This window comes from Enterococcus sp. LJL90 (assembly GCF_056924355.1).
This window is the reverse complement of sequence record NZ_JBXPBQ010000004.1, coordinates 192,505-207,366: the sequence shown is the minus strand read 5'-3', so window position 1 is coordinate 207,366 and position 14,862 is coordinate 192,505. Positions and strand designations below refer to the sequence as shown.

The 14,862-nt window shown below is 41.0% G+C and carries 17 protein-coding genes; 4 read left to right on the top strand and 13 right to left on the bottom strand.

The genetic code is table 11. The features are described 5' to 3' along the window. Positions 1-82: 82 nt before the first annotated feature. Together AC1Z3S_RS11100 and AC1Z3S_RS11095 are read left to right on the top strand one after the other, a co-directional pair. On the top strand, positions 83-1,534 hold the full coding sequence (locus AC1Z3S_RS11100) for an amidase (RefSeq protein WP_461740430.1): 1,452 nt from the start codon (positions 83-85) through the stop codon (positions 1,532-1,534). Positions 1,535-1,641: 107 nt separating this feature from the next. Beyond that, positions 1,642-2,202 (top strand): GNAT family N-acetyltransferase, encoded by a 561-nt coding sequence (locus tag AC1Z3S_RS11095; protein ID WP_461740429.1) that lies wholly within the window; start codon positions 1,642-1,644, stop codon positions 2,200-2,202. 87 nt (positions 2,203-2,289) lie between these two features. Here AC1Z3S_RS11095 and uvrC read toward each other — a convergent pair whose 3' ends face one another. From uvrC to AC1Z3S_RS11070, 5 genes are all read right to left on the bottom strand, one after another. Next, a complete protein-coding gene (gene uvrC / locus AC1Z3S_RS11090; protein ID WP_461740428.1) occupies positions 2,290-4,089 on the bottom strand; it encodes an excinuclease ABC subunit UvrC in 1,800 nt (599 codons plus the stop codon). A gap of 194 nt (positions 4,090-4,283) precedes the next feature. Then, entirely contained in the window at positions 4,284-4,598 is a 315-nt protein-coding gene (gene trxA / locus AC1Z3S_RS11085) for a thioredoxin (protein WP_461737834.1), read from the bottom strand. Between the two features lie 88 nt (positions 4,599-4,686). Next, positions 4,687-7,050 (bottom strand): endonuclease MutS2, encoded by a 2,364-nt coding sequence (locus AC1Z3S_RS11080; protein WP_461740427.1) that lies wholly within the window; start codon positions 7,048-7,050, stop codon positions 4,687-4,689. A gap of 194 nt (positions 7,051-7,244) precedes the next feature. Beyond that, positions 7,245-7,793 (bottom strand): CvpA family protein, encoded by a 549-nt coding sequence (locus AC1Z3S_RS11075; protein WP_461740426.1) that lies wholly within the window; start codon positions 7,791-7,793, stop codon positions 7,245-7,247. A gap of 14 nt (positions 7,794-7,807) precedes the next feature. Then, positions 7,808-8,245, bottom strand: coding sequence for a cell division protein ZapA (locus tag AC1Z3S_RS11070; protein WP_461737938.1), 438 nt, complete (start codon positions 8,243-8,245; stop codon positions 7,808-7,810). Positions 8,246-8,387: 142 nt separating this feature from the next. On the opposite strand from AC1Z3S_RS11070, the gene rnhC reads away from it, so the two are divergent. After that, a complete protein-coding gene (gene rnhC / locus AC1Z3S_RS11065; protein WP_461740425.1) occupies positions 8,388-9,332 on the top strand; it encodes a ribonuclease HIII in 945 nt (314 codons plus the stop codon). Between the two features lie 145 nt (positions 9,333-9,477). Here rnhC and AC1Z3S_RS11060 read toward each other — a convergent pair whose 3' ends face one another. Further along, complete coding sequence (locus tag AC1Z3S_RS11060; RefSeq protein ID WP_265458986.1) at positions 9,478-9,705, bottom strand: hypothetical protein; 228 nt, start codon at positions 9,703-9,705, stop codon at positions 9,478-9,480. Between the two features lie 148 nt (positions 9,706-9,853). Between AC1Z3S_RS11060 and AC1Z3S_RS11055 the strand changes: the two genes are divergently transcribed. Then, the gene (locus AC1Z3S_RS11055) at positions 9,854-10,126 is read left to right on the top strand and encodes a hypothetical protein (RefSeq protein WP_461740424.1); all 273 of its coding nucleotides are present in this window, start codon (positions 9,854-9,856) and stop codon (positions 10,124-10,126) included. On the opposite strand, the gene AC1Z3S_RS11050 is transcribed toward AC1Z3S_RS11055, so the two are convergent. The 7 genes from AC1Z3S_RS11050 to AC1Z3S_RS11020 form a co-directional block, all read right to left on the bottom strand. Next, on the bottom strand, positions 10,071-10,685 hold the full coding sequence (locus tag AC1Z3S_RS11050; protein WP_461740423.1) for a Type 1 glutamine amidotransferase-like domain-containing protein: 615 nt from the start codon (positions 10,683-10,685) through the stop codon (positions 10,071-10,073). The two genes, AC1Z3S_RS11055 and AC1Z3S_RS11050, sit on opposite strands and share 56 nt — an antisense overlap. Positions 10,686-10,700: 15 nt before the next feature. Then, the gene (locus tag AC1Z3S_RS11045) at positions 10,701-11,087 is read right to left on the bottom strand and encodes a hypothetical protein (RefSeq protein WP_461740422.1); all 387 of its coding nucleotides are present in this window, start codon (positions 11,085-11,087) and stop codon (positions 10,701-10,703) included. A gap of 180 nt (positions 11,088-11,267) precedes the next feature. Then, entirely contained in the window at positions 11,268-12,047 is a 780-nt protein-coding gene (locus AC1Z3S_RS11040; RefSeq protein WP_461740421.1) for a class I SAM-dependent methyltransferase, read from the bottom strand. A gap of 45 nt (positions 12,048-12,092) precedes the next feature. Further along, positions 12,093-12,683, bottom strand: coding sequence for a uracil-DNA glycosylase family protein (locus tag AC1Z3S_RS11035; RefSeq protein WP_461740420.1), 591 nt, complete (start codon positions 12,681-12,683; stop codon positions 12,093-12,095). Next, positions 12,673-12,993 carry a nucleoside triphosphate pyrophosphohydrolase family protein gene (locus tag AC1Z3S_RS11030; RefSeq protein ID WP_461740419.1) on the bottom strand — a complete coding sequence of 107 codons (321 nt, stop codon included), beginning with the start codon at positions 12,991-12,993 and terminating at the stop codon, positions 12,673-12,675. The genes AC1Z3S_RS11035 and AC1Z3S_RS11030 overlap by 11 nt, the downstream gene beginning before the upstream one ends. Positions 12,994-13,350: 357 nt before the next feature. Then, a complete protein-coding gene (locus tag AC1Z3S_RS11025; RefSeq protein ID WP_461740418.1) occupies positions 13,351-13,722 on the bottom strand; it encodes a hypothetical protein in 372 nt (123 codons plus the stop codon). A 139-nt stretch (positions 13,723-13,861) separates the two neighbouring features. Continuing rightward, positions 13,862-14,734, bottom strand: a complete 873-nt coding sequence (locus tag AC1Z3S_RS11020; protein WP_461740417.1) for an AraC family transcriptional regulator — start codon at positions 14,732-14,734, stop codon at positions 13,862-13,864. Positions 14,735-14,862: the final 128 nt, after the last annotated feature.

Sequence of the window (14,862 nt, the reverse complement as noted above, 5' to 3'; positions counted from 1 at the left end):
ACAAGAACAAAGCAGCCATTTTTTTTGGCGCCATCGTGTATAATTAATTTGAATCATTACTTTACTAAATGGAGGTTTTCTGATGAAAGATGGTTTATATTGGGTCAATCAATTTAAAACAGGAGCGGTGGCGCCAGCGGAATTTTATCAGCAGGTAGACAAAAAAATCCAAACCTTAAATCCCCAGCTAAACGCTTTAATTTCTTGGGATTTGGCTCAAGCAAAAAAAGATTTCGCCCAAGGAAATTATAATGAGACACAAACATTTTACGGACTGCCGATTCCTTTAAAAATACTAGGGCAAGAAAAAAAAGGTTGGCCGGCAACGCTAGCTTCCCAACTTTTTAAAAATAATCTCGCCCAAAAAACATCTAACTTCACCCAAAAAATAATCGACAGCGGTTTGGTACCCGCCGGACAAAGTAATTCCCCGGAATTCGGTTTCAAAAACATCACCGACCCTGAATTATACGGCGTCACCCGCAATCCGTGGAATTTGGAGCATTCCCCCGGCGGTTCAAGCGGCGGCGCAGCGGCGGCGGTTGCCAGCGGCATTTTTCCGATTGCTGGTGCCAGCGACGGTGGCGGTTCGATTCGAATCCCCGCTTCCTTCAGCGGATTAATTGGCTTAAAACCAACCCGTGGCGCTATGCCCACCGGACCTGGACAATATCGTGGCTGGCAAGGGGCCTCTATTGATTTTGCTTTGACCGTTTCAATGCGGGATACCGAACATTTATTTTTACAATTACGGGGCAATCCCAAAGCCGCACCCTATCATCCGCCAAAAGATGAATGGCAAGATACTAGATTAGACCGTTCATTTAAAATTGCTTTTCTAACGGAATCACCTGTGGGCACACCGGTTTCTGACGAAGCGATTACCGCCACTAAAAAAATGGCGGCTGAATTGCAACAACAAGGCCACAGCGTTACAGAAATCGCTTATCCAGTCGACGGCGTTGCATTAATGGAAAGTTATTATTTGATGAATGGTGCCGAAACAGCCGCCATGTTTAGCGGCATCAGCAAACAATTAGGAAAAGCTCTGACTCAAAAGGATATGGAATTAATTACTTGGGGCTTGTATCAATATGGAACCAATGTCCCGGTTGAAAAATACATTCAGGCCCTGCAACTTTGGGACAGTGCTGCTGAAGCGATGGAAAAATTATTTTCTGACTATGATTTGCTATTAACACCCACCACCGCTTTTCCAGCGCCGAGAATTGATCAAGAGTTGCAAAGCGATTCGATTCGCCAGCAATTAAGTGTTATTGAAGGCCTGTCTGTCGGACAACAGGGGGAATTAATTTATCAGATGTTTGAACCAAGTCTAACGCTATCACCCTTTACACAGTTAGCTAATTTGACCGGGCAACCGGCCATCAGTTTGCCAACCCATGTGACCAAAGACAGCTTGCCTTTAGGAGTGCAATTTATGGCTTCGAAAGGACAGGAGGATTTGTTATTACAAATTGGTTATCAGCTGGAGGCACAAGATTTATTCAAGCTGCCCGCAGCTTATCAGTAAGATTGCAAATTCTGATTGTATTTTTTTTAGCAAGTTGAAAATCTTGCTTGCATTTTAGTTTTAATAAATTCAAAAATCTTAACTAATTTTCCCCTAACGGAGGCGCTATGCTCACCTTTGAAAAAATTGAACAACCAAAACAACAAGCTGCTGCTCTAACCAAGATAAAACAGCTCTATCAAGCTGCCTTTCCCCGACTTGAACGGATGCCTTTTTGGTTTTTACAAAGAAAATTAAAAAATCCGGCTGTTGAATTACTAAGTGTCTGGCAGAAAGATAGTTGGCTCGGCTTTCTATATTCGGTTGTTTTAGAGGACAAAGTCTTTATCTTTTATTTTGCCATTGACCCAAACCTGCAGGGTCAACGTCATGGTAGTAAGGTTTTACAAGAGTTACCAAAGGTCTACAGCGGTAAAAAAATTGGCTTGACGATTGAGGCGTTGGATAGTTCTGCCAAAAACCAACAACAGCGTATTAAGCGAAAAAATTTCTATTTGAAAAATGGCTTTGTTTCTCAAGATCTTTTCCTCAAAGAATTTGGTGTGCTCTATGAATTTTTAGCCTACGGAGGTCGCTTCACTTTTCAAGAAGTTGAAGCGTGTCGCAGGAAACTGTTGGGCCAAAGTTTAGCAACAATCATTCCATCAAAAGAAGTCACTAGGAAATAAACCAAAAAAAACTGCCGAAAAAATTCCGTTTTACTGGAAAATTTTTGGCAGTTTTTTTCTGATAGCTTTTCAATAACTTGATTAAATTTAGTCCTGCTCTTTTTCTGACTCTTCTGTCTTATGCAACTCAGCAAAGACATTTTCAGCAACACCTTTTGGTAAACCAATCGCCTGCAATTCTTCAATGCTGGCGGCGGTAATATTTTTAACGGATTTAAATTCCTTCAGCAAAAGCTTTTTGCGCTTGGGACCTAGGCCGTCAATTTGATCCAGCTTAGAAGAAAAACTATTTTTGCTGCGGAGCTGGCGATGGAAGGTAATCGCAAAACGATGGACCTCATCTTGAATCCGCTGCAATAGGAAAAATTCTTGAGAGTTGCGCTCTAAAGGTACCACCTCTAAATTTGGACCAAAGAGTAATTCACTGGTTTTGTGTTTATCATTTTTTGCTAGACCGGCAATCGGAATATCCAAGCCCAGCTGATTATCCAGCACATCTCGGGCAGCATCGACCTGACCTTTACCTCCATCAATTAAAATCAAATCGGGAAAAGGCAAATCTTCTTTGAGAACCCGCGAGTAACGGCGGTAAATAACTTCCCGCATCGTAGCGTAATCATCCGGTCCTTTGACTGTTTTAATTTTGTATTTGCGGTATTCATTTTTAGCAGGCTTGCCGTCAATAAAGACCACCATCGCCGAAACTGGGTCGGTCCCCATAATATTTGAGTTATCAAAGGCTTCAATTCGGGTTGGACTCGGAATATTCAGTGCGCTTCCCAACCGATCTACGGCGCCTAATGTCCGCTCCTGCTTGCGGACAATCAAATCAAATTTTTCATTCAATGCAACGCCGGCATTTTTAGCCGCCAGCTTGACTAACTTTTTCTTTTCTCCCCGTTGCGGCTGCAAAACTTTAGTCTTGAGCAGCGCTTCAACACTAGGCATATCAATATCATCTGGAATTAGCACTTCCTTTGGAACAAAATGCTGATTCTCTTGATAGAATTGGCCGATGTAAGTCAAAAAATCATCCTCAGCATCATTATAAAAGGGAAAAATCGAAACATCCCGCTCAATTAATTTGCCTTGGCGGACAAAAAAGACTTGGACACACATCCAGCCTTTATCAACCGCATAGCCAAAGACATCCCGATCCATTAAATCGGCATTGGTCATCTTTTGGCGAGTCATAATTGTTTCAATGGCGTTGATTTGATCTCGGTACTCAGCAGCTTTTTCAAATTCCATCTGTTCAGCTGCAGTATCCATCTTAATTTTCAATTGGTCTTGAATTGCTGTATGGCCACCATTCAAAAATTTCTTGATTTCCTTGACCATATCTTTATAGGTTTCTTTGGGGACATTGAAAACACAGGGGGCCAAACATTGGCCCATATGATAATACAGGCAGACTTCTTTAGGCAAAACCTTGCATTTTCGCAAAGGAAACAAGCGATCTAGCAATCTTTTTGTTTCATTGGCGGCGCCAACATCGGGATAAGGACCAAAATATAAAGCCTTGTCCTTTAAGACTTTGCGAGTGATTAAAAGTCGCGGATAATCTTCATTAGTAATTTTGATAAAAGGGTAAGTTTTATCATCCTTCAGCATAATATTATACTTAGGGTCATTTTTCTTAATCAAATTAATTTCTAACAGCAAGGCTTCAATATTCGATTCTGTCACAATATATTCTAAATCATCAATCTCACTTACAAGCCGCTCGGTTTTCGTGTCATGACTGCCAGTAAAATAAGAGCGCACACGATTTTTTAAAATCTTAGCTTTGCCGACATAGATGATAGTACCGTATTTATCTTTATATAAATAACAACCCGGCTGATCCGGTAGCAGGGCCAATTTATTTTTAATTCGTTCATTCATGGAAAATTCATCCTCACTAGTCTTGGGTAATGATAACTAAAGGAACTGATGTTCTCAATTTACTGATTTATTATAACATGCCAAGTCAAGAGAAGTCATTTTAAGCTGACTGGCGTTGGATTGATTTTCTTTTGAAAACAAAAAAAGTCTGCAGCACAAGTTTTCCTTGCACTGCAGACCAATATTTTTTCAGCTTACATATGTTGGCTGATTAATTCTTTTAATTGGTCTTTGCTATGAACACCAATTACTTTATCTACAACTTCGCCATCTTTTTTCAAAAGTAAAGTTGGGATGCTCATGATTCCGAATGATGCTGGCGTTTCTGGATTTTCATCCACATCCATTTTCACCACTCTGAATTCTGATTCGTCATATTCTTCTTCCAATTGATCTAAAATTGGGGCTTGCATGCGACAAGGTCCACACCAAGTAGCCCAAAAGTCAACTAAAACCAAACCTTGTTCTGTGTCAGTATTAAATGTTTTATCAGTTACAACTTGTGCCATTTGACATACCTCCTAGTTTTTCACTGCCATCATTATAGCACCGTCATTTTTCGATGCCTAATAATCTGCTTACTCTTAATAAGTATTCTTACTTAAACTTAACAATTGTAGCACCGTTGCCCCCTTGATTATTCGGTGCAAATTCGAAGCTCGCAACACTGCGATGATTTTTCAAATAATCGGTGATTCCTTGTCGCAAAGCGCCGGTACCTTTTCCGTGAACAATCGTCACCTGCGGATAGCCAGCTAAAATTGCGGCATCTAAATACTGATCGACTTCTGCCAGCGCTTCTTCATAGCGCTTGCCCCGCAAATCCAATTGATTGGCAACATGGCTAGCTTGGCTAGAACGTACTGTATTGACCACCCGTTGCACCGGTTCTTTCGTTGGTGCAACGACAGTCATATCACTTTCTGGCACCGTCATTTTTAAAATGCCGATTTGGACCTGCCAGCTGTCTCCTTCTTTTTTGATTAGTGTACCCCGTTGACCATAAGTATTGACCATAACCTCGTCGCCGGCTTTTAGGCGTTTTTGTTCCTTAGCTTTTTTCAAAACTTTATTCTTTTGAAGGTGGTCTTCCTCTTGCCGCAGACCAGCAAGCTGCGTGCGGGCATCAATTAATTGATGCTCTTTAACGCCACTGTTGCCGCCCGCCAATTGCATTTTACGAATGTCAGAGATGACCTTCTCGGCTTTTTCTTGTGCATCTTCGACAATTTTATTGGCATCTTTACGGGCCTTCGCCAATTCTTTTTCCCGTTCTTCATAGAAAAAGCTGTAAGCTTCTTCTAGTTCTTTATGCAATTTTTCGGCTTCGTCCATATGATAGCGGACTTCTAAATATTCGGTTTCCGCCATTTTCCGACGATTTTCTAAATCGGCAATCATTTCATTTAAATCTTGACTCTCGTCATCCATAATTTGTTTGGCTGAATCAATCACCGTTGGATCAAGGCCTAGCCGTCGAGAAATTTCAAAGGCATTACTGCGCCCAGGTACCCCGATTAATAAGCGATAGGTCGGACTTAAAGTATCGACATCAAATTCCATGCTGGCATTGATTGTGCCGGGGCGATTGTAGCCGTAAATTTTCAACTCAGGATAATGAGTTGTCGCCATCACGTAAGCTGATTTGGCTCCGAGAAAATCGAGGATAGCAATTGCGAGAGCGGCCCCCTCCTGCGGATCGGTTCCCGCACCTAGTTCATCAAAGAGCACCAAACTTTTTTCGTCGACTTTATCTAAAATGCTAACGATATTTGTCATATGAGAAGAAAATGTCGACAAGCTTTGTTCAATCGACTGTTCGTCACCGATGTCGGCATAGACCTCATCAAAAATCCCCATCGTGCTTTCTTCAGCCGCTGGAATAGCTAAGCCGGCTTGCCCCATTAATTGCAACAGACCTAAAGTTTTCAGCGTGATGGTTTTCCCACCGGTATTAGGACCCGTGATAACCACCGCTTGATAATCTCGGCCAATGGCAATATCATTGGGTACGACTTTTTCCGGATCAATCAAAGGATGGCGAGCTTGGCGAAAATCTACCTGATTGTCTTCAGTGATTTCAGGAACAATCGCTTTAATTTCTTTTCCATAACGGGCCTTGGCGTTGATAAAATCAAATTGGCCAATCACGTAAGCATTTTGTAAAATATCTCGCCGATAAGGAACTAGCTCTGCGGATAATGCTGATAAAATTCGTTCGATTTCTGTGCGCTCAGCAATTTGATGCTGCCGCAGGCGATTATTTAATTCGACAATTTGCTTAGGCTCGATAAATAAAGTTTGGCCTGAAGAACTTTGGTCGTGGACAACGCCACCGAAAATATTGCGGTATTCGGCTTTCACTGGAATCACATAGCGGTCATTACGCATCGTCACCAAAGCGTCGCTAAGGTATTTGGCATTTTTTCCACGTACAATCCCGTCCAGATTTTCTCGAACACTTTGTTCGCTACGACGGATGCTTTGACGAATGCTCCGCAGCTCTGGCGAAGCCTCGTCTGTCACGCGGCCATCTTCGTCAATCGCCTCTTTTAAACGGCGAGTTAAAGCAGGAATCGTCACCAATTGCTCATTCCAATGATACAGGCGGGCAAATTCAATTTCACTATCCGCTAAATCACCGAAAAATTTGCTTACTTCATTGGTGGTGCTTAAGACGCGGGTCACTTCAGCTAACTCGATGCCGTTTAAATTGGCACCAATTTCGATTCGTTTCATATGAGGCCGAATACTTTTTAATTTCGGTACGGGAATGCCTCCCCGCAGACGTTGAACCTTTAAGCCGTCCTCGGTTTCATCTAAGGCGGTTTGAATCCGTTGGTGGTCATTGATTGGCACTAATTTTTCCAGCTCTTCTATTCCTTGGTCAGTTGCCAAGTAATTTTCAAGGTTTTTTTTTACTTTATTAAATTCTAAGGTCGTTAAAATTCGTTGATTCATATTTTCACCTTCTCAACTCAATTTTTGAGTTTATTTACTCCGCTAAAAAAGTTGCAACATAAGCCGCTTCCAGAAGAGATGCTCGCTTTTGATGGCGATTTTTTCTGTCTGTCCTTATGTCACAACCTTGATGAACTGTGAACAAAAGCTGACTACTTCTGTCACAAGTATGTTAATTTACTCGACTCGTTTAATCAGCCGATTATTTGAGTCACCCACAAATTTTCCATCATACTAGAAAGAATCGGTGTGTTGGTGACAATGCTGCGGGCAACTTCAGATCTTTCAAATTGATTTTGCACAGCCTCCATTGGCACGTAGCTAGCAATCGTTAAAAATAGAAAAATTCCGACATAGACCACAATAAAACTGAGAATGCCCCCTGCCACCCAATCAAATTGTTTTAAAATTGGGATGTAGGTCAATTTTTTAAAGAAAATTGCGATAAAACGGGTTGCCAGCCAACCGATAAAGGTAATAATTAAAAAAGCTGTGGCGGCATAAAACGCTTGGTCTAAGTTTAAGGAAATCTGCTGGTCGAAAAAGACCATGGTTGCATTTTCCGTGACTGCTGGATAAGGAATTAATAATTCCAAAGAGGGTGCCAAGTCTTGATAGTAAGTCCGGGCGATAATAAAGGTGGCAAAATAGCCGACTGTATATACTAGTTGCATTGCCAGTCCCCGCCGTGCGCCGGAATAAAAGGCAATCCCTAATAACAAAAGAATCCCAAGGGTTAGCATAATGTGTCCTTTCGTTAACTCTGTGTCTTTTCTTTGATTTGTTGTTTGCGATTTTCATTTAAAATCTGCTGGGCCTCCACATGATTGTGAACCTCCACATCACTGCGCCCTTGCTTCTTTAAAACATCACGGGCTTCTTGTTCCAAAGCCTCCATCCGCTTAATTCGGTTTTCTAATTCCACCATGCGAATTTGCCGCTGCTTTAATTCGGCGATTTCTTTTTCCAAATGTAAAATCCGCGTTTGCTTCGTCAATTGATCAGAAACTGCATTAATTGCTAAGAGGACAGCTCCTTCCTCCTTGGTGATGCTGGGAGAAATTTGCCGAATTTCTTTTAATTGGTCATTCACGAGCTGATTGACCAAATCCATGTGCTGTTTATTCTTTGAACCAATTATGGTATAAGTCTTGCCGTCGATGACCGCTTTGTAGCGATTTTTTTCTAAGGCCACTTCAATCATTTCCTTCCTAAATCAACCTTTAGCTTCCATTTTAGCAGAAGTCCGTTGGGAATGCTAAATTAATCAGAATTCCTTTCAAAAAAGTTGTTCCTATTATATGATAAATATCAGAAAAAAGAAACGAGGATTCTTCATGGCAACCATCGTCTTAAAACCTGATACTCCTACTTATCAAAAAATCTTATCCTATTATCAAGGATTTGCTGAAAAAAAACAAGTTCCCCACGCCCAGCTCTTTGCTAAAAAAGGCACAACTGCCGTGACCATTTATAATTCTGGCAAAGTTATGTTCCAAGGGCCGGCTGCGGAAAAAGAAGCCCAGCAATGGGATAGTTCACCACAAGCAAGTAACGTCAGTGGAACAGCTACCGCTACGAAAAAAAAATCGGCGGCTACTAAGCCCGGCTTACCGGCTGGATTTGGTCAACTGTCAGTTATCGGCAGTGATGAAGTCGGCAACGGCAGCTATTTCGGTCCATTAGTTGTCTGTGCGGCCTATGCGCCTAAAGAAAAATTGGCCGAATTAAAAGCCCTCGGCGTCCGTGATTCAAAGGAGCTAACCGATTTGCAAATTAAGCAAATTGCCAGCCAATTAGCAGGCTTGATCGACTATCAGCTGCTCGTTGTGCCACCGGAAAAATACAATGCCGTGCAGCCAAAATACAACGCTGTCCATATGAAAGTGGTCTTGCATAATCAAGCAATCAGTCTGCTCTTAGCAAAAATTGCGCCGACTAAACCTGACGCTATTCTAATTGACCAGTTTACTCCGGAAGGCAATTATCGCAAGTATCTTGCCGCTGAAAAAAATCAGGTCAGCGAAAAAATCTACTTCATCACTAAAGGCGAACAGTATCACTTAGCTGTTGCCGCCGCTTCGATTCTCTGTCGTGCCAGTTTTTTAAATGAACTAGCAGAAGAATCCGCAGAAGTCGGTTTGCAATTGCCCTCTGGTGCTGGAGCAAAATCAGATCAAGTTGCCAGCCGCATTTTAAAAAAAGGCGGCCTAGACTTATTAGGGAAATATGCTAAATTGCATTTTGCCAATACGCAAAAAGCCCAAAACTTATTAAAATAAAAACAAATGGGACTGTAACAGCACTTATTATCGTTACTAACAAAATAATTTTAACTTCATTGTTCGCTATTTAGTACAGCGAACAGCGGATGAAATTTCAATTATTTTGTCAACGGCGGATAAGTTTTTATCACAGGCCCATTAATTATGCTGGTTTAGTTTCGCTATCTTCCTTAACTCGAGGCTCACCAAAAATAACCATGGCGGAAACACTCAACTCGCGAAAAGCACTTTCTTGATATTGAATATCATACACCTCAGCATCGTGGTCGATGACATAAGCTATATATTCATTTACTTGCCGCTCTACTTCTTGATGGGGATTTTCATAGGTTAATGTATTGGCACTAAAAACTTTCACTTTGCGAATCATTTCGCACCTCCTCAACATACTTCCTTACTACTATACAACAGCCGTAAAAGGAAAAAAGAAAATTTTTCTTAACTTTGACTTTTCTTAACGATTCCCTAAAATGTAATCGCTATACTGGCCTTACCAAGCTTGAAGGGGGATTTTTTACATGAAAAAGTTAGCCGCTGCAAATCTAAGCTTTACCATTTTAGCTGGTCTCAGCTTCTTTTATCTAATTCAAATCGACAATGCTTCCCGTCTACCGGAAAATCTCTATACCGATTATCACATGCGTCAACTACCATTTATTTACTTGCTGATTTTCGCTTTAGGCGCTTTATTTATCAGCAACCTCATCATAATTTTTAAAAAAAATAGCTCATCTTCTAACCAATCAAGCGATGCTCGCCCCCTGCCACCAGAATTGCCTGCTGATCAGTAAACGGCAGCAGTGGGATTTTAGTTTGATACTCTTCAATGATATCTTGAATCAAGGTGCCAAAATAGCGATTGCCAACATGGGGCAGCGGATAGATTTCAATTTCTCCTAGCCCCTGATAACCTTTGATTAGTGGCGCTTGGCTGGGGTCATCAATTTTGTCAATGTAATCGATGGTTGGTGCAGCTAAAATCGAGCCCGCTGATTCACCGATGTAAAGTTTTCCTTTAGCAATTTCTGCTGTCAAAACCGGCAGTAAGTTTTTTTGCTGAATGGCCTGCAATAAAAAGTAAGTATTGCCGCCAGAAATAAAAATCAGCTGATTTCTGGCTAAGACCTCCTGAGCTTTCTCTGTCGAAGCAGTGGTAATTTCTAACTCCTCAACAACTAAGCCTAAGTCTTTAAATAGTTGCCGTGTTTCATCCAAAAACGGCAGACTATCCTCCACCAGACTGGCTGTTGGAATAAAGGTAAGCCGTTGTCCTTTTAAGTCTTTTCCAGCAAAATCAGCCAAATACTGATAACTATCCAAAAATGAAGATGCTAAAAATAATTTTTTCATAGAAACTATCTCCTATCACGCCTCGCTCGTCAATTTGCCGTATTTTTTTTCTAAGGCGGCTAAGACTTGCTTGGTCTTTTTTTGGTTTCCGCTGTAAATAAAGCTCACTTGATTTTTTGTGGATAATTGAAAATCATATTTGTCAAAACCGGTAATGTCGCCTAGCTGCTCCAAAGGAATTTGATAAGTCGCTACATAAGCTATTAAAGTTTTTTCAAAGTGTTCCCGCCGTGTAATGTCTTGGTAAATTGAATAAAAAACACCTAGAATCAAGATGATGCCAAAGCCTCGCACCCACCAGCTACCATGAATAAATCGCTCTCCCAAAATAAATACCCCAAAGAAGAGGGCAATTATCCCTCCAAAAATTAAGGCTTTGTATTTACGCATTATTTCTTTCATCAGTTAAACCTCACTTGTTTTTGCTCGTTGGTATCACAAATTTTTCTGCTCAAGTCCTTGGCAGTCTCGTTTTTTATTATACAGTTTAGCTGAAACATTTGAAAACTTTTAGAATAAAAAAAGGATTTACTATCAGAGCTGTCCTAAAGCAAAGTCCTGATAGTAAATCCGTTTTAGTATTCAAATTGATAATTTAACTGCTCGCGTTGCAGCAAAGCATTTTATATATTTGTCTAGTGGGCGACTGCCGCCAAAATCATCCTCATAAAAATCCGTCAGTACAAAGCCGGCTGCCAGCTGCCCTTGAATCTGAGCCTCCAAAGTATGGGCGAACTCAATAGTCTGTCCACTAGCTAAATAGTCTCCCCGCTGATTTTCAGGCAACCAATCTAATGAGTTGCCGGGAATCATATTTTTTACCACTAACTCGCCCTTTTCTTCGGCCGCTTCATCGAAAATATACAACAGCGGATTCGTGAACCCGGCAATTAAAATGCCCTGTGGTTTTAACACACGAGCAATTTCCTGCCAGACAATTTTTATATCTGCCACAAATAAGTTAGCAACCGGATGAACGACAATATCAAAGCTTTCATCAGCAAACTGCGACAAGTCCGTCATACTGCCCTGTACTATTTCAAAAGAAAGCTGGTCTCGCTTTGCAACAAATCGGTCTTGCTCCAATTGTTTTTCGGAAATATCAGCAACTGTTACCTCGGCACCGGCTGCTGCTAAAATCGGTGCTTGCTGACCACCGCCAGAAGCTAGACAAAGAATTTTTTTACCAAATAATTCAGGCGGAAACCATTCCCGAGGAACTGGTTTTCCAGCCGTGACACCAATTTGCCATTCTCCTTTGCGGGCTTTTGCTACCTCTTCAGCACTAACTGCTAAAGTATAAACAGATTGGTCACTCACCTTTTGATCCCAAGCTTGGCTATTATGTTGATTAATATCCATGTCTTCTCCTTTATTAGGTACTAAATTTTTTAAAACTACTTCAACTTAATTTATCTGTAAAACAGTCTGTACCTGTTGGCGAACTTCTGCTAAACGCCATAGGTAAAAGTCTGGATGGTCCTTAAACCATTTAATATTCAAAGGGGATGGATGCGGCAAAATAATTGCCGGCCGCCCATTAATTTCTTGATTTTCAAACACTAGGCTTGAAAAATCGGCCTTTGGGAAAAAATGATTGGCCGCTTTGCCACCGACTAAAATCATGAGTTGATAATCAACTGCTTCTAAAATAGGAGCCAACCATGTTTTTCCACAAATGGCTGGCGGCTGTTTATCACCGCCGCTTTTATTTTTCCCCGGAAAGCAAAGACCGACTGCCGCAAAACAAAAATTAGTCTCTAAATAGAACTCTTCCTCAGAAATTTGATACCATTCCTGACGCAGCTTGCGGCCACTGGCATCTGTGAAGGGCATTTTGGTTTCAGCCACCGTTTTAGAGGGGGCCTGACTAATATGAACAATTTTCGACTGTTGGTCTCCCCGAAAGACGGGCGCAGGGTCTAAGCGGCCCTCACAGATGCGGCAATGGGCAATTTGCTGAGCCAGAATTTCGAAATTTTCTTTTTTATTTGTCATACTGCGGTCCTTCTTCAATTCGCTGAGTGTAGCCCTGCGAATTTTTTTGATAGTGGTGTTTTTGATTGATAGCAAGCTTTTGTTCTAGTTCATAGCCTAAATCGACCTTCAAAATTTCAGCCAAACCTAAAAGATAAATCGCCACATCCGCCAACTCATCCCCCACCTTTTGGCCTTTTTTATAGGCATCAAAGGCTTCTGCGACTTCGCCATATAAAAACAAAAATTCTTTTTCAATATTGGTGACATTAAATTGATGATCGATTTTATTTTGATAAACGACTTTTTGGTAGTCTCGTAATTCTGTCATAGACTTCTCCTATCAAGCAGATTTGTCCTCTTTATTTTACCAAAGAAAGCTCTTTTTAGTTAATTTTGAAAATAAAATCATCTTCAAACTTTTGAATAACAAAAATAAGCCTGTGGCATTAGTCTTTTTAACAGATGAAATCCGAACTATATTTGCTCCTGCGGTCCAGTAGGTCCGAATTGCAAATTAACAATATTTAGTGGTTTTCACTAGATACTGTTCGTAACGTTCGCCTCTGTTCTAACTAATGTCACAGCCTTTTTAGAAACTCTTGCAGATTTACTTTTGTGGTTTATTGAACCTAAAAGCAAAATTTGTATTATTTGGATATTGATTTATCAATTAGTATTGAAAGTTTTAGCTTTGTTTCACTATACTGACTTTGCCCTTGGCATTATCGCCAATGACCGAGACTTGGTATTTGCCGCTTTTTGAGATTTCAACGGGAAAGGATTCGCTAGTGGTGAGAAATTTTTCCCGCAGCATTTTATGACCGCCGGGTTCCTCCAGATGAATTTCCAATTGCCCGCAATTATTCTCGACAGAAACATCGACAATGTCTCCAGCTTTCAACTCCAACTCATTGGATAGTGTTGTGTTTAAAACCGAATAAGAGGTAATAAATTGATCTTCATTTCCTGTTGAACTACCGTTAAAAGTTTTAGGTGCCAGACAGCCGCTTAAGCTCAACAAGCCAACCATTATTACTGCCAATAACCCTTTTTTCATTTCCCTTCCCCTCCTTTTGATTCCCTAATAACACTAGTGTATCAAAAAGAAAGACTTTCTTTATCGGGCTTTGGTCGCAAATTTAAGCCGTTTCACTACAAAATGTAGTCAAAAGCAAAAATTAGTTGCAAAATAGTATTTAATTTTCGACAGCAATCCAGACCTCTTGATGACCTTCTTGCAAATAACATTCAAGCGCTGGTAAATCCGCCAGCCGATAACCGGAATTTGGCAGCCATTCTCGATAAAATTGTTGGTAAACATCTTGAACAGCTGCAGGCAATTCTCCATTGGCTTCGATGACCACCCACTTGGCTTTCGCTAAGGAAATTTCAGTCATGCCCTCAGGAGCAGGAACATCACGACACTCTGGGACATCCACATGATTGGTTACCCCGATAAAATATTTCATGTTTTCTGAATCTCCCCATTGCCCACCGATGGCAACGCCTAAAAAACCAGCAGGCCGGTAATCTGTCTGTTGAAAAAGTTTGGTCAACTCAGTGATGCGACCATTTTGCCAGACAGATGCCCAAATTTTGGGAACCTCTGCAAAAACGGTCTCTGTTGTGACAGGATAGCTATAGCCGGCAACTTTAAAGGCCGGCCACTCTTCAATTTGATAGCGCATTTGTTTTTCTCCTTTAATTGTTAGTTGAAAGGAAAGTTTGGGACAAGACTTCAGCTGAACCGGCTGCTTGCGCACTTGTGAAGGCAAGACGCCATGAAAAGTTTTAAAAGCCCGACTAAAAGCATCTTGAGAAGCATAGCCATACTTTATTGCTACATCTAGCAGACGCTCTTCATTTCTTAAAATCTCAAAGGCCGCCAAAGTCAGCCTACGCCCGCGAATATATTCAGACAGGGACTGATTGGCCATATAAGAAAACAACCGCTGAAAATTATAGCTGGAGCAGTGGACAATCTCAGCAATTTTTTCTTGAGATATTTCCCCAGTCAAATTTTCTTCAATATAATCCAAAGCCTGATTCAATTGTCTCATCCAATCCATAACATTTCCTCCTACTTACAATATAAAACAGTCAACATTTTCTAAACCGACTTTTTGTGTCGGAAATTGTCGGATAATCAGTTACCATTTTCATTATACAAGAAAACAGTTTAATCCGTGGAGAGTTG

Coding starts and splice junctions, on each gene's coding strand:
- AC1Z3S_RS11025 (WP_461740418.1), bottom strand. CDS start 13,722: ATGAAAAAAGGGTTATTGGCAGTAATAATGGTTGGCTTGTTGAGCTTA.
- AC1Z3S_RS11045 (WP_461740422.1), bottom strand. CDS start 11,087: ATGAAAGAAATAATGCGTAAATACAAAGCCTTAATTTTTGGAGGGATA.
- AC1Z3S_RS11100 (WP_461740430.1), top strand. CDS start 83: ATGAAAGATGGTTTATATTGGGTCAATCAATTTAAAACAGGAGCGGTG.
- AC1Z3S_RS11040 (WP_461740421.1), bottom strand. CDS start 12,047: ATGGATATTAATCAACATAATAGCCAAGCTTGGGATCAAAAGGTGAGT.
- rnhC (WP_461740425.1), top strand. CDS start 8,388: ATGGCAACCATCGTCTTAAAACCTGATACTCCTACTTATCAAAAAATC.
- AC1Z3S_RS11030 (WP_461740419.1), bottom strand. CDS start 12,993: ATGACAGAATTACGAGACTACCAAAAAGTCGTTTATCAAAATAAAATC.
- AC1Z3S_RS11020 (WP_461740417.1), bottom strand. CDS start 14,734: ATGGATTGGATGAGACAATTGAATCAGGCTTTGGATTATATTGAAGAA.
- AC1Z3S_RS11055 (WP_461740424.1), top strand. CDS start 9,854: ATGAAAAAGTTAGCCGCTGCAAATCTAAGCTTTACCATTTTAGCTGGT.
- AC1Z3S_RS11035 (WP_461740420.1), bottom strand. CDS start 12,683: ATGACAAATAAAAAAGAAAATTTCGAAATTCTGGCTCAGCAAATTGCC.
- AC1Z3S_RS11050 (WP_461740423.1), bottom strand. CDS start 10,685: ATGAAAAAATTATTTTTAGCATCTTCATTTTTGGATAGTTATCAGTAT.
- trxA (WP_461737834.1), bottom strand. CDS start 4,598: ATGGCACAAGTTGTAACTGATAAAACATTTAATACTGACACAGAACAA.
- AC1Z3S_RS11075 (WP_461740426.1), bottom strand. CDS start 7,793: ATGCTAACCCTTGGGATTCTTTTGTTATTAGGGATTGCCTTTTATTCC.
- AC1Z3S_RS11095 (WP_461740429.1), top strand. CDS start 1,642: ATGCTCACCTTTGAAAAAATTGAACAACCAAAACAACAAGCTGCTGCT.
- AC1Z3S_RS11060 (WP_265458986.1), bottom strand. CDS start 9,705: ATGATTCGCAAAGTGAAAGTTTTTAGTGCCAATACATTAACCTATGAA.
- AC1Z3S_RS11080 (WP_461740427.1), bottom strand. CDS start 7,050: ATGAATCAACGAATTTTAACGACCTTAGAATTTAATAAAGTAAAAAAA.
- uvrC (WP_461740428.1), bottom strand. CDS start 4,089: ATGAATGAACGAATTAAAAATAAATTGGCCCTGCTACCGGATCAGCCG.